The sequence below is a fragment of the Halotolerantifilum yawarlongkerapense genome, from assembly GCF_054506745.1.
Genome location: NZ_CP199719.1, coordinates 1,495,630 through 1,509,711 on the forward strand (window position 1 = coordinate 1,495,630; position 14,082 = coordinate 1,509,711).

Below are 14,082 nucleotides of genomic sequence, written 5' to 3' on the forward strand. Positions count from 1 at the left end.
CGTGAACCGCTGGATTGTACATTACTTCATTTTTTAAACATGTTCAAGTCGCTGTTACTTCAACGATTTTTCAAGATTTTTCGTTACCCCTCACAGAAAATCAGAATTCAGAGGGGTCTTTAATGGATGAAAAAAAGAGCCTCCTCGATCAAAAGGAGACTCTCTCAGCTTACTTCGCGTAGACTTTTTCGCCGCCGATAAAGGTCATCTCGACTTCGCTGTGCAGGTCGAAGGGATGACCGGACCAGACCACGAGATCGGCGTCTTTGCCGACCTTGAGGCTGCCCACGCGGTCGTCGAGACCCAGGATCTCTGCGGGGGACAAGGTGATCGCCCGGAGGGCGCCCTCTTCCGACATGCCGGCCTTCTTGCTCATGGCAGCCAGGAGGGACAGGTACTGGATGGGGATCACGGGGTGATCCGTCATGATCCCCACCTTGACGCCGGCCTTCTCGAGGACGCCCGGCGTGTCGAAGGTCAGGTTCTTCAGCTCGAATTTACTGCGGTCGCCGAAACTCGGTCCCACGATGGCCATGAAGCCGTCCTTGGCGATCTCTTCGGCGATCAGGTGACCCTCCGTGCAGTGCTCCAGGGTCATCTTGACGCCGTACTCCTTGGCGATGCGCATGGCCGTGAAGATGTCGTCGGCCCGGTGGGCATGGGCTTTCAGGGGTAGCTCGCCCTTGACCACGGGGACCAGGGCCTCCAGCTTCATGTCGTAGGCCGGCATCTTGCTCGGATCGCCCGACGCCTTCTCCTTTTTGTCGAGGTACTCCAGCGCTTTGGAGAGTTGGTTGCGGAACTCGGCGGCGATGGCCATGCGGGTGGACGGCGACTGCTTCTTCTCACTGTACACACGCTTGGGGTTCTCACCGAAGGCACATTTCATGGCCAGCGGTGCCTTGACGATCATGTCGTCAATCCGGCGACCGGCGGTCTTCACCGCGGCGAACTGGCCGCCGATCACATTGCCGCTCCCGGGGCCCGTGGCCACCAGGGTCACGCCACCGGCGCGCGCCTCTTCAAAGGTGCGGTCCAGGGGGTTGATCCCGTCGATGGCCCGCAGGTGTGGGGTGATGGGATCTGTGAGCTCATTGCCGTCGGCCCCTTCAAAGCCGATGGCGTCCTCCCACATCCCCAGGTGACAGTGGCCGTCGATCAGACCCGGTGTCACGATCTTCCCCTCGAGGTTGATAACCTCCACATCTTCTACAGCGCGCAGGTTTTCGCCCACGCCCACAATCTTGCCCTTTTCGACCAAGAGGTCACCGGCTTCGATCACGCCAGCCTCTTCCATGGTGTATAGTTTCGCATTCTTCAACAGTATCATCATCAGTCCACCCTTCTCCTTACGGTAGGTCATTTTCCTTATTATACAAAAATAATTTTACGGTGTCTAAACAGCTTTCATGGACAGGCCGATCTTGCCCCGGTCACGGTCGATGGTCAGGATCTTGACCTCCACCTCGTCACCCACACTGACTACATCGTAGGGGTTCTTCACGAAACGGTTGGCCAGCTGGGAAATGTGCACGAGCCCATCGTTCTTGACGCCGATGTCCACGAAAGCGCCGAAGTCCACGACGTTTCGCACGGTTCCCGTCAGGATCAGGCCTTCCTCGAGATCGTCGAGGGACAGGACGTCGGTCTTGAAGGTGGGCCTTGGCATCTCGTCGCGTGGGTCGCGCCCGGGTTTCTTGAGCTCGGCGATCATGTCCTTGAGCGTAGGCAGACCGATGTCCACGGCCTTCGCCACGGCGGCCAGACCGCCCTTGTCCTTGATCCGCTCGTCGAAGAGGGACCGATCGTCGATCCCGAGACCGATGTGGTCGAGAAAGCGCTCGCAGGCCGTGTAGCTCTCGGGGTGGACCGCCGTGCGGTCCAGGGGGTTGGCGCCTCCGACGATGCGCAGAAAGCCCGCCGCCTGTTCGTAGGTCTTGGGTCCCAGCCGCTTGACCTTCAGCAGTTCCTTTCTCGAGGAAAATCCGCCAATGGCCCGGCGGTGGGCCAGGATATTCTCGGCGATGACCGGGCTGATGCCGCTGACGTGGCCGAGGAGGGCACCAGAGGCGGCGTTGAGCTCCACGCCCACGCTGTTCACCGCATCCTCCACCACATCACCGAGACCAGTGTCCAGACGCCCTTGGTTCAAATCGTGCTGGTACTGGCCCACGCCGATGTGCTTGGGATCGATCTTCACGAGCTCCGCCAGGGGATCCTGCAGTCTGCGGCCGATGCTGATGGCCCCTCGGATCGAGACGTCGAGCTCGGGGAACTCTTGGCGGGCGATATCCGAAGCCGAGTAGACCGAGGCCCCGGCCTCGGACACGATGGTGTAGTGAACAGACCAGTCTACCTCTTTGATCACATCGGCCACGAAACGCTCTGTCTCACGACTGGCCGTCCCGTTCCCGATGGCGATGAGCTCCGTGTGCTGGTTTTCGATCATAGCGAGGAGCTTCTTCTTGGCGCCGGCCACGTCATGCTGGGGTGCATTGGGATAGATCGTCACCACATCGAGGAGGTCTCCGTCCGGGGTCAACGTCACGCACTTGCAGCCGGTGCGGAAGCTGGGATCGATGCCCAGAACCCTTGCGCCCTTCACCGGTGGAATGAGCAGGAGAGCCTTAAGGTTGCGCTTGAAGACATCGATGGCATCGGTCTCGGCCCGCTCGGTGAGCTCGGCCCGCACCTCGCGCTCGATGGCGGGAAAGATCAGGCGCTTGTAGCCATCGGCAATGGCCGATTCCCGCTCCCGGCGGCAATGTACATCGCCCGGGGGGTTAAACCGTTTCTCTAAAAGGTCGATGTTGCGGCCGTCGTCTACGCCCAGGGAAACCTTGAGGAAGCCCTCGCGCTCACCGCGATTGATCGCCAGGATCCGGTGGTTGGGAAGGGCACTCACGCGCTCGGAAAAATCGTAGTAGCCCTCGTAGACGGAAGCCTCGTTCTTCTTCTTTGCTTCGCTGACCAGCACACCCTGGTTGAGGGCGCGCTTGCGGAGGGTGGACCGCACGTCGGGGTCGTCGGCCACGAGCTCGGCAATGATATCCCGCGCTCCGGCCAGGGCCTCTTCCACCGTGGCGATGCCCTTCTTTGGATCGACAAAGGGCTTGGCGTCGAAGCCGCGGCCCTTCATCAACTGATCGGCCAGGGGTTCGAGTCCGGCCTCGCGTGCCTTCGTCGCCCGGGTCTGTCGCTTCTTCTTGAAGGGGCGGTAGAGATCTTCCACCCGCTGGAGGACTGTCGATTCTCGGATATCCGAACTAAGGGAGTCGGTCAGCTTCCCCTGTTCTTCGATCAGGCGGAGCACCTCCTGTTTGCGGGCCTCCAGGTTCCTCAGGTAATCGAGTTTTTCCTTCAGATCGCGAAGGGTACCGTCATCGATGCCCCCGGTGATCTCCTTACGATAGCGCGCGATAAAGGGTATGGTGTTGCCCTCGTCGATCAGTGCCACCGTATCTTCCACTTGTTTTTCCTTGAGGCCAAAGGCCTTGGCCAGTTCTTTGATCAGCATGAATCGTCCTACTTCCTCTTCTTCTCGTGGTCGACCAAGGCTTGGATCACCCGATCGACTTCGTCGTCTGTCATGTGACCGTGGATGGGCAGGCGCACGAGGCGTGCGGCCACATCATCGGTCACGGGTAGTACCGTTTGAATCCCCAGGCTTCTGGCCATGGGGGCCGTGTGCAGGGGAACGTAGTGAAAACTAGCCGGGATCCCCCGGTCTCTCAGGTGGGCGATCAGCCCCTCGCGGTCCGCTGGCCTGTCCACCAGCACCGGGTACAGGTGGTGGGAGAGCTGGATCGCTCCCCTGCCTTTTTGCGCTGTGAGACTCAGGTGCACCACCGCCGCATCGTAACGCGCGGCGATCTCCGCGCGGCGCCTGCGCAGGGCCTCTACTTCCGGCAACTGAACCTGGACCAGGCCGGCCGTCAGATCGTTCATGGCAAAGGAACCGCCTTCGGAGACCCAGGTGTACCGTTCCACCTCCCCGGCGTCAAAGGCCGCCCGGTTCGTACCCTTATCAAAAAGAAGGCGGGCCTGCCGGTATCTTTCTGCATCTTTCACAAGGAGCAGGCCACCCTCTCCGGTGCTCAGGTCCTTGGTGTGATGGAAGCTAAAGGCGCCGAAGTCCCCGATCGTGCCGAGATACCTCTTTCCCCTTCGCCCCATGAAGGCGTGGGCAGCATCTTCAAGCACGGGCAGTCCCAAGGCCGATAGGGCCTCGAGATCGGCGGGTACCCCACCGTAGTGGACCGCCAGGATGGCCCGGCTCTGGTCCGTCACCTTGCTGGCCACGGATCTCGGATCGATGCAAAAGGTGTCTGCCGTGATGTCGCAGAAAACCGGCGTCCCACCGGCGCGCAGGACCGCCGTGGCACAGGCCACGAAGGTGAAGCTGGGCAGGAGGACCTCATCACCGGGTGAGAGGTCCAGCGCCATGAGCGCCAGCTCCAAAGCGGCGGTGGCCGAGGTGGTGAGAAAGGCGCCGGCCACGCCGAAGTCTCCCGCGAGTTCTTTTTCCAGGGCACTACGGATCTCGCCCTTCCCGTGGAGAAAAGCACTCAGATGCCGGATGATTTTTTTCTCTGGATAATGGTGTGCTTTCGCCTGCATGGCTATCACCTCGAAAAAGGCCCGGGGGATTCCCTAGGCCTTCTGCTTTAGATACGCATCGATGAACGGGTCGATTTCTCCGTCCATCACGGCGTTGATATTGCCCACTTCCGCATTGGTCCTGTGGTCCTTGACCATGGTGTAGGGATGGAAGACGTAGGAACGAATCTGGCTGCCCCAGGCGATTTCGGAGTAGTTCCCCTGGAGGTCCTCGATCTTTTCCTTCTGCTCCATCTGCTTGAGCTCGATGAGCTTGGCCATGAGCATTTTCATGGCCGTGGCACGGTTGGCAATCTGGCTGCGCTCGTTCTGACACTGGACCACGACGCCCGTGGGCATGTGGGTGATGCGCACAGCGGAGTCCGTGGTGTTGATGTGCTGGCCGCCGGCGCCGGAGGCGCGGTAGGTATCGATCTTGAGATCGCTCTCCTTGATATCCACCTCGTCCTCATCCTCGAGTTCCGGCATGACATCCACCGAGGCGAAGGACGTGTGGCGTTTGCCGGAGGAGTCGAAGGGCGACAGACGCACCAGGCGGTGCACACCCTTTTCCGACTTGAGAAAACCGTAGGCGTAATCGCCATGGATCCGGAGCGTCACGCTCTTGATGCCGGCCTCACCATCCAGGTAGTCCAGCACGTCCACGGAAAAACCGGCGTGCTGGGCATAGCGCTTGTACATGCGAAAGAGCATACTGGCCCAGTCCATGGCATCGGTACCACCGGTGCCAGCGTGGATGGACAGGATGCAATTGTGGGTATCGTACTCACCGGAGAGCAGGGTCTCCAGGCGGAGCTTCTCCATGCGTTTGGTAAGGTCCTTGACCGTGGCCTCCACATCGGCGGTCACCGATGGGTCGGATTCCTCGAGGGCCATCTCGCAAAAGAGCTCGACCTCCTCGATCTCCCGATCCAGGTCCTCGGCGGTCTTCACCTTTTTCTTTAGGAAGTTGGCACGTTTGACCACCTTCTGGGCCCGTTCCTGGTCATCCCAGAAGGTGGGCTCCACCATTTCCTTCTCGAGGGTTTCGATCTCTTCTTTCATCGGAGCGAGGTCAAAGAGACCCCCTAAGTTCGTTGTAGTCCTCCCGTAGGGAGCGGATTTTCTGCAGTGCGCTTTCCAGTTGAATCAACGCTTACACCTCTCGTTCTTTCGCCAGGTCACTTTTCATGTGACATTTCTTGTATTTCTTGCCGCTGCCGCAGTGACAGGGGTCGTTGGGACCCGGTCTGTCCTTGGCGTGCACCGGTTTCTTCTCCTGTGTTTCGGCCTCTCCACCGTGGGAGGCGTTGGTGATCGTCACCGTACTCTTTCGCTCGGTGTTCGTTCTGAGTGATGCCCCGAAGAGGTAGCGGATCGTGTCCTCCTGGATGTTCATGATCATCTCGTTGAACATATCGAAGCCTTCGATCTGGTAGGCACGGACGGGGTCCTCCTGACCCACGGCCCGGAGGCCGATTCCCTGCTTGAGCTGGTCCATGGCATCGATGTGATCGATCCATTTGGCATCCACGACCTTGAGGATCACGTAGCGCTCGATCTCGCGCATACGATCGGCCGTGAGGTCCTCTTCCTTCTGAGCGTAGAGGGCGAGGGACACGCTCTTGACCTGCTTCTTGAGGTCTTCCTGCGTCAGGGTCTCCACATCACCGAAGTGGAGGGCTTCCTTGGGCAGGAAGATGCCGTGCAGATAATCCACGAGCTGGTCGAGATCCCAGTCCTCGGGGTAGGTTCCCTCGGGGGCATGGAGATCGACGGCGCGCTCGATGAGTTTGTCGAGCATATCCATGATCTCATCGCGGAGGTCATCGCCGTGCAGTACCTTGGAGCGCTCGTTGTAGATGATCTCGCGCTGCCGGTTGATCACGTCATCGTACTGGAGCACGTGCTTCCGGATCCCGAAGTTGCGGCCCTCCACGCGCTTCTGGGCATTCTCGATGGATTTCGAGAGGACGCTGGCCTCGAGGGGCGTGTCCTCATCCATGCCCATCTTCTCGACCATACCCTTGACACGGTCGGGGATAAAGAGACGCATGAGGTCATCTTCAAAGGAAATGTAGAACTGCGAGGAACCCGGGTCGCCCTGGCGACCGGCACGACCGCGCAGCTGGTTGTCGATCCGTCGGGATTCGTGGCGCTCGGTACCGATGATGTGGAGACCGCCGGCGGCCTTGACCTTCTCGGCCTCGGCATCGGTGGTGGCCTTGTACTTGGCCAGGTAGTCCTTGTAAAGGGCCTTGGCCTCCTGGACTTCCTCGTCATCGTACTCGAGGGGTGAATCCACCTTGGCCAGTACCTCGTCATCATAACCCCTGGCCGCGAGGTCACGCTTGGCCATGAAGTCGGCGTTACCGCCGAGGACGATGTCCGTACCACGGCCGGCCATGTTGGTGGCGATGGTCACCTGACCGAATCGTCCGGCCTGGGCCACGATCTCGGCCTCGCGCTCGTGCTGCTTGGCGTTGAGAACCTCGTGGGAAATCCCGCGCTTTTTCAGGACCTTGGAAAGAAACTCCGAGGTCTCGATGCTGATGGTACCCACCAGGATCGGCTGCCCCGTGGCGTGGCGCTCTTCGATATCGGCGAGCACGGCGCGGAACTTTCCGTTCAAAGATTTGTAGATGGCATCGTCCATGTCGTCCCGCACCACGGGTTTATTGGTGGGAACCTCTAGGACGTCCATGTTGTAAATGTGCGTGAACTCATCTTCTTCCGTCTTGGCCGTACCGGTCATGCCGGCCAGCTTCTCGTACATGCGGAAGTAGTTCTGGATGGTGATGGTGGCCAGGGTCTGCGACTCTTTTTGGACGTCGAGACCTTCCTTGGCCTCGATGGCCTGATGGAGGCCGTTGGAGTAGCGGCGACCGAACATGAGCCGTCCGGTGAACTCGTCGACGATCACGATCTCGCCATCTTTTTCCACGTAGTCCACGTCGCGCTTCATGATGGCGCGGGCCTTGAGGGCCTGGTTCACGTGGTGGCTGATGGTCATGTTCTCGGGATCGGACAGATTCTCGATGCCGAAGAAACGCTCGGCCTTAGCCACGCCAGAGTCGTCGGAGAGGACCACGGATTTGGCCTTCTCATCGACGGTGTAGTCTTCCTCGCGCTTGAGGCCCCTCACGAACTGGTCGGCCAGGTGATAGTACTCCGTGCTCTTGGATCCGGCACCGGAGATGATGAGCGGTGTACGGGCCTCGTCGATCAGAATGGAGTCCACCTCATCGACGATGGCGAAGTGCAGGGGACGCTGCATGAGGCGCTCTTTGAAGACCACCATGTTATCGCGCAGGTAGTCAAAGCCGAACTCGTTGTTCGTCCCGTAGGTAATATCGGCCCGGTAGGCGGCCTTGCGGTCCTCTCCCTCCACGCCGTGGATCAGGTAGGCCACGGAGAGTCCGTGGAACTCGTAGATCTTGCCCATCCACTCTTTGTCTCGCTTGGCCAGGTAGTCGTTCACCGTGACCACGTGAACACCCTTGCCCGTGAGGGCATTGAGGTAGGCGGGCAGGGTGGCGGCAAGGGTTTTACCCTCCCCGGTTTTCATCTCGGCGATCCGTCCCTGGTGCATGGTCATGCCACCGGCGATCTGCACGGGGTAGTGCTTCATGCCCAGGGTCCTGACGGCGGTCTCCCGGACCACGGCGAAGGCCTCGGCCATCAGGTCGTCCAGGGTCTCTCCCGCCTCCAGGCGGTTCCTGAACTCGGCGGTCTTTGCGGCCAGCGCCGCATCGGAAAGGGCCGCCATCTCCTTGTCGTAGACCTCGACGGTCTCGACTTCTTTCATCACTTTGTTGAGTTCCCGGTCAGTGAAACTCTTCATAATCTTATCTAAAAATCCCACGGTACACATCCTCTCGTGTTCGAAATCTTTCTCCCCATTATACCATAAAAGGGCGGGGGGAGAAAAAGGCGGCTGAGTCTTCACAAACTGTTTTTACTTTTGTAAAACGCATGCAATGCACCCGCCACCATGGCGCCTACAAAGGAGGGCACGTGCGACCTGTGAACCGGTCGTACGCGCCCTCGTGTTTTTTGGCTGAATGGATCTAGAGCTTAGAATTGTAATTGTAGCGCACGACCACGGACCGGCGGAAGAGAGAGTCCTTGGACGTCTTGTAGACGAACCAGAAGATCGCCAGGGTGATCAGGATATCCCCTGGGCTGATGATCTTGGGATAGCCGTAGAAGGAGGGTACGGGGATCCACTTGCCCAGGATGAACTGAAGGGTACCCAGTCCATCGTCCAGCAGGTAGTTGATGATCTGTCCGCTCTCAATGCCCTCCACCAGGTGGTCGAGGGATAAAAAGGAGATGGCCTGGCGGGAGATCGGCATCTTGAAATCATTGAGGGCCATGGCGATGCTGTTCAGGATACCACCGGCGAGAAAGAGATAGCTTCCCCGGAGGACACGGTTTAGAAAGACAAAGAGCAGGACGATCAGCGTCGCCGCAAAGGGGAAAAGGTGCAGGTGGCCTGAAAGGGCATCGATACCCGAGAGTGGGATCGGTGCGATCTGCAAAAGGAGGGCGATGAGCAGGAGGAAAGTGGCTCGGAACTCGAGGTTGCCGAGGTTCGATAGGCGACCCTTCGTCAAGAAGGCAACGACGAGGCCAATGAGCAGGGCTTCTATGTACATGGACTTCACCTCTCTTCGGGTACAATGGTTAGGTCGACGCGATCGTTCACGAAACGGCGGTGGAAGGCATCCACCACCATGGGGTGAAATTGATCTCCGGATTCACCCAGGATGATGGCGATGGCCCGTTCCCGGGTCAGGGCCTTTCGATAGGCTCTATTGGAGGTCATGGCATCAAAGGCATCGGCCACGGCGATGATTGCGGACTCAATGGGGATTTCTCCGCCCACCAAACTTTCGGGGTAACCGTTCCCGTCGTGTCGCTCGTGATGGTAGCGGACGATCCGTCCGATGTCCCTGAGAAAGGGAGCGCTCCCCAGGATGTCTGCCCCGATGTCCGGGTGCCTTTTGATCTTGTACATTTCATCGGGGGTGAGCATACCGGTCTTGCCAAGGGTCCGGTCATCGATGCCGATCTTCCCGATATCGTGGAGGAGCGCAGCACGCCTTGTCCGTTCGACGGCCACGGGCTTGAGCCCGATGTCCTCGGCCAGGATCACGGCGTACTGGGCCACGCGCCGGGCGTGGCCAGCGGTGTAGGTGTCCTTGGCATCCATGGCCTTGGTCAGGGCCTCGATGGCGGCGAGGTAGGAGGCCTCCAGATCGAAGATCTTGCCCACGAGCACCACACCCAGGGCGGCCGGGACGACCGATAGGTAGAGGGCGGTGCGTCCGAAGGTGAAGAACAAGAAGGCGAAGAAAAAACCGATGATCAGTTGACTCCAGCGGACGTAGCGGTGCTGGTCGGGTCGCAAGTAATGCTCCATGGCGATGAACACGATGGCCACGGAGAGCCACGCTAAAAAAGTACCGAGCGAAGTCAGCCGCGCTGCGAGAAGGCCTCCGATGAGGTAGCCGATGCTCCGCTCGATCGGTAGGATCCCAGGGTTGGTCATACCCGATGCCAATCTGGCAATGAAGACAGCGGGACCCCCGAGGGTCAGCATACCGAGAACACCCAGTACCGGCGAGGCATCAAAGGTGTTCTGGTGGGCCGTGATACGTATGCGGTCGAAAAAGAGAAACGCGGTGGCGAGAAAGAGTGTACGCAAGAGGAGGCTCGGTTCTCCATAGAGAGCGAGCGCACTCACGCAGACCCCGAAGAAACTCAGGATCCCCATTAGATACTTGTTTCTCACCTTCAGTCGTTTTTCCATTTGATCTCCTGTCGTCATTACGCTTGATGTCCTCTTCATTATAGCAAAGTATGTGAAACGGGCAAAACATTTCGACAAATTTCGCCACTTACACTTTGATGACGGTAGGCAGAAAATTCCACCGGGGTGAGAACCGGGGCCTATTCTTCTGAAATACATAAGAAAATGGAGGCTCCAGTGTGCGGAACCTCCACTCTCGATTGTCCGGTCAGCTGACCTTGAAGCGTGTGATCTCGCCCATGAGATCTTCGCTCATGTGGGCCAGTTGGGTGGCCGAGCTGGCGATCTCTTCACTGACGGCGCTCTGCTCTTCGCTAGCGGCCGCTACGCTCTCGGCCTTCTCCGCCGTCTCGCGGATGATCTCCACGATTTCGGAGACGGAGGTGGCCACTTCGCCACCGAGCTGATCGGTGGTGTCGATGGCACGGACCACATCCAGGATCCACTCGCCCATGGTGCGGATCCCCTCGATGATTTCGGAGAAGCTGTGCTCCACGTCGGCGAAGGCGTTGATCCCCTGGTCCACCTTCTCGTTCTCTTCCTCGATGATGCCACCTGCCACGGTGATCTCTTTCTGAATCTGGACGATGAGGTGGTTGATGTTCTCGGCGCTCTGCTGGGACTGGGTCGCCAGCTTGCGGATCTCCTCGGCGACGACGGCAAAGCCCCGTCCCTGTTCGCCTGCGCGGGCGGCCTCGATGGCGGCGTTGAGGGCGAGGAGGTTGGTCTGTTCGGAAATGTTGGAGATGACCTCGTTGATGTTGCCAATTTCGCCGGATCGCTCCTCGAGACGGCCGATCACCGAGGTGGTCTCTTCGGAGGATTCCTTGATGGACAGGATCTTGTCCTTGGTGGTGGTGAGGACGGCCTGTCCTTTTTCCGCAGCCTCGGTCACCCGGACGGCTCCCTTTTGCATGGCGCGGGTTTTCTCGGCGCTGTCGGTGAGTTCGGTCCGCAGCCCGTTCATCTTGTCCTTCATGGCGTCGGCGTGACCCCGTTGGGTGTCCGTGGAGGCCGTGATCTCCTCGATGTTCTTAGCGACCTCGTCGGCGGAGGCACCACTCTCTTCAGAGGAGGTGGCCATCTCTTGCGAGGAGGAGGACAATTCCATGGAAGCATCTCGGATGGTGCCGAGGGTCGTGCGGAACTCGGCCAGCATGTTGCTCAGCGAGCGACCCATTTGTCCGATCTCGTCGCCCTCTGTAGCCTTGTAGGTGGCGCAGACGAGGCACTTGTCCATCTTCTCGCCCATGGTGCCCTGGACTTCACCCTCGCAGAGGGTCCCTTCCATCTGCCAGCAGCGGAGGTCTTCGTTCTCGTAGGCGACGCAATCCTTTTCATCGCAGCCCATGACCTCCCAGCAGCGCTTGAGCTCGCCGGTCTCGGCGTTGACCGTCAGGTCACCCGTGGCGGCTACGGACATGGCTTCTTTCATCTTGCTGATTTTCTTGCCCAACCAAGAGGTGAAGACCAGGACGAACAGCATGCCGAAGAGAAAGGCGCCGATCCCCACGACCATCAGCTTCCTCCCCAGGGTTGCAACGGGTGAAAGGTAGTCAGCTTTCACGGCGTTGATGTTCAAGATCCATTGGTCGGCCAAGGGGCTGTAGATATTGAGCTTGTCGTCTCCATTGTAGGTGTACTCCAGCCGGTCGGACTGGAGGGCCATCATCTCTGGAAGAGCGGCATCGAGCTCGGGAACCCCGAAGGCGCTCAGGGGTTGTCCGATGTAATCCGCGTTCGGGTGGTAGAGGAGGATGCCTTGTCGGTCGAGTAGAAAGGCATAGCCCAGCTCGCCCACCTTGACCTCGGACAGTGTATCCGTGACGAAGCCAAAATCCATGGAAGTGGCTAAGATCGCATCGGCGCGACCGTTGGTGATGGTGATGGGGCTGGCGTAAACGATGACAGCTTTACCGGTCTCCCTGGATACGATGACCTCGCTCCAGGAAGCGTCACCCACGAGGGCCTTCTGGAAGTAACCGCGATCGGAAAGGTCCGTACCCTCGAGGTTCCCGCCAGAGGCGTCGGCGATGATCTTACCCTCCGAACCGATGATGAACACACTGTCCACGAGCTCTTGGTTCTGGTCCTTGTAGGTTTCCATGAGCTCTGTGACCACAAACCGTTGGTCTCGCCACTCCGAGAACTCCTCTACGTAATCGATGCCCGTGATGAAGTCAATCTGGTCAGCGATGGCCTTCTGGCGCAAGGCCACCTCATCTTCTACGAGATGTACTGTCGTTTGAATCGATGTTTCGACTTCTGCTTCAATGGCTTTCCCGGCTTCGTTGTAGCTCACCAGGGAAAGTCCTGCAACGATGATCAGGGTCAAGAGACCGATGGCCAGCATCATCTTGGCTCTGAGACTGCGTTTGATCACGACGACTCCTCCTTAACAACTGTATAAAAATGTGTTATTACCCATTAATTCTATCACAACGCAAGTCATTATCAAGAAGTTCACCCTATTTTGTTAAAATTTTTACAAACCTTTTTGTAAAGCCATCTTTTAGGGGCTCCTCACGCAGAAAACGCCCGGACCTTTCGGTCCGGGCGTATCATTTTCAATGGGTTTATAGGTAGGGCTCGATCAGTCCGTAGTTTCCGTCTTTTCTCATGTAAACCACGTTAACCTCTTCGGTCACGCCATTGAGGAAGACGAAAAAGTCGTGTCCGAGCATTTCCATCTGCAGGACCGCCTCTTCGGGATCCATGGGTTTCACCGCGAATCTTTTGCTCTTCACGATGCGCTTTTCTTCTTCTGCTACTTCTGGTGATTCGAACGCTGGAATCTGTTCGAACTTGATGGAGTCATGTGCCTTATAGCGCTTCTCGAGCTTTGTCTTATGTCGCCTGATCTGCTTGGCCAGCTTGTCGACGACATTGTCGATGGACTGGAACATATCATCGGTTGTCTCCTCGGCCCGGAAGATGACATCGTTCTTCAGCGGAATGGTGATTTCCACCACGCTTCGGTTCTTCTCCTCGGTAAAGGTGGCATGTACCTCGATGTTGGTGTTAAAGTACTTTTCGTACTTCTCCAGCTTGCTTTCCACTTGCTCTTGCAGTGGCTGAATGGTTCTGACGTTCCGTCCTGTTGCGATGATTTTCATTCACTTCAGCTCCTTCCAATTTAAAAGGTGTCTGCACTTTTTATTTAAATTGTAGCGAGCATACCTCCCTTTCTCTTTTGGTGTATTGGTTAAATACCCTAGGGAAAAGGAACGAAACAGTCATCTTTTTCCGTATCGCTGTTTTACCTTCCCAGCCATGCGCCGTTGGTAGAGTTTTTTTGCGATTTCCGGGGATTCTTGACGAAGCGCGCGATTTTCATCTTCCAAGCTTTCCACCTCGAGCTCAAGGTCCATGCAGTGGCTGATGAGCTGCTGGAGGGTGCTCACCTGGATTTTTTCCTCTTCGGTGAAGTTACCCCGTCCGAGCACGTCACTTCTAAAGTGCTGGTAATCGGCGAGGAACCGGGTATCGCATTTGACCAGATCACTTTTCATCGCGATGATGTCGAGTTCGGTCTTTCTGAGCTCGTCGATCTCTTTGTTCTGGATGGTTCGTTTTTGCAAGAGGAGGAGCATGCGGAGCTCCTCGAGAAGCGTGCGTTTTTCTTCCGTGGTCTGTCTGAGCCTGTCGATCATCCTGTTCAACCT

Annotated in this window: 10 protein-coding genes; all 10 read right to left on the bottom strand. The window is 58.1% G+C overall.

From position 1 onward, the window contains the following. Positions 1 to 169: 169 nt before the first annotated feature. Positions 170 to 1,330 (bottom strand): amidohydrolase, encoded by a 1,161-nt coding sequence (locus ACULM0_RS07260; RefSeq protein ID WP_463679865.1) that lies wholly within the window; start codon positions 1,328 to 1,330, stop codon positions 170 to 172. Between the two features lie 66 nt (positions 1,331 to 1,396). Beyond that, positions 1,397 to 3,517 (bottom strand): Tex family protein, encoded by a 2,121-nt coding sequence (locus ACULM0_RS07265; protein ID WP_463679760.1) that lies wholly within the window; start codon positions 3,515 to 3,517, stop codon positions 1,397 to 1,399. An 8-nt stretch (positions 3,518 to 3,525) separates the two neighbouring features. Beyond that, positions 3,526 to 4,620 (bottom strand): aminotransferase class I/II-fold pyridoxal phosphate-dependent enzyme, encoded by a 1,095-nt coding sequence (locus tag ACULM0_RS07270; protein WP_463679761.1) that lies wholly within the window; start codon positions 4,618 to 4,620, stop codon positions 3,526 to 3,528. Between the two features lie 33 nt (positions 4,621 to 4,653). Then, positions 4,654 to 5,752 (bottom strand): peptide chain release factor 2 gene (gene prfB, locus ACULM0_RS07275; RefSeq protein ID WP_463679762.1). Its coding sequence is split into 2 segments (ribosomal slippage): positions 4,654 to 5,676 and positions 5,678 to 5,752, totalling 1,098 coding nucleotides; the frame shifts between segments, so codons are not numbered across the junction. 3 nt (positions 5,753 to 5,755) lie between these two features. Further along, positions 5,756 to 8,443, bottom strand: coding sequence for a preprotein translocase subunit SecA (gene secA / locus ACULM0_RS07280; RefSeq protein WP_463679866.1), 2,688 nt, complete (start codon positions 8,441 to 8,443; stop codon positions 5,756 to 5,758). Between the two features lie 226 nt (positions 8,444 to 8,669). Continuing rightward, entirely contained in the window at positions 8,670 to 9,260 is a 591-nt protein-coding gene (locus ACULM0_RS07285; RefSeq protein ID WP_463679763.1) for a DUF5317 family protein, read from the bottom strand. Positions 9,261 to 9,265: 5 nt separating this feature from the next. After that, complete coding sequence (locus ACULM0_RS07290; RefSeq protein ID WP_463679764.1) at positions 9,266 to 10,417, bottom strand: HD-GYP domain-containing protein; 1,152 nt, start codon at positions 10,415 to 10,417, stop codon at positions 9,266 to 9,268. Between the two features lie 208 nt (positions 10,418 to 10,625). Beyond that, positions 10,626 to 12,800, bottom strand: coding sequence for a methyl-accepting chemotaxis protein (locus ACULM0_RS07295; protein ID WP_463679765.1), 2,175 nt, complete (start codon positions 12,798 to 12,800; stop codon positions 10,626 to 10,628). A gap of 193 nt (positions 12,801 to 12,993) precedes the next feature. Further along, positions 12,994 to 13,533: a ribosome hibernation-promoting factor, HPF/YfiA family gene (gene hpf / locus ACULM0_RS07300; protein ID WP_463679766.1), complete on the bottom strand. Its 540-nt coding sequence runs from the start codon at positions 13,531 to 13,533 to the stop codon at positions 12,994 to 12,996. Positions 13,534 to 13,653: 120 nt separating this feature from the next. Beyond that, the gene (locus ACULM0_RS07305; RefSeq protein ID WP_463679767.1) at positions 13,654 to 14,070 is read right to left on the bottom strand and encodes a hypothetical protein; all 417 of its coding nucleotides are present in this window, start codon (positions 14,068 to 14,070) and stop codon (positions 13,654 to 13,656) included. Positions 14,071 to 14,082 lie beyond the last annotated feature (12 nt).

Excerpts from the sequence above, each read along its gene's own strand:
- ACULM0_RS07260 (WP_463679865.1), bottom strand. The coding sequence starts at position 1,330 with ATGATACTGTTGAAGAATGCGAAACTATACACCATGGAAGAGGCTGGC.
- ACULM0_RS07265 (WP_463679760.1), bottom strand. The coding sequence starts at position 3,517 with ATGCTGATCAAAGAACTGGCCAAGGCCTTTGGCCTCAAGGAAAAACAA.
- ACULM0_RS07270 (WP_463679761.1), bottom strand. The coding sequence starts at position 4,620 with ATGCAGGCGAAAGCACACCATTATCCAGAGAAAAAAATCATCCGGCAT.
- secA (WP_463679866.1), bottom strand. The coding sequence starts at position 8,443 with ATGAAGAGTTTCACTGACCGGGAACTCAACAAAGTGATGAAAGAAGTC.
- ACULM0_RS07285 (WP_463679763.1), bottom strand. The coding sequence starts at position 9,260 with ATGTACATAGAAGCCCTGCTCATTGGCCTCGTCGTTGCCTTCTTGACG.
- ACULM0_RS07290 (WP_463679764.1), bottom strand. The coding sequence starts at position 10,417 with ATGGAAAAACGACTGAAGGTGAGAAACAAGTATCTAATGGGGATCCTG.
- hpf (WP_463679766.1), bottom strand. The coding sequence starts at position 13,533 with ATGAAAATCATCGCAACAGGACGGAACGTCAGAACCATTCAGCCACTG.
- ACULM0_RS07305 (WP_463679767.1), bottom strand. The coding sequence starts at position 14,070 with ATGATCGACAGGCTCAGACAGACCACGGAAGAAAAACGCACGCTTCTC.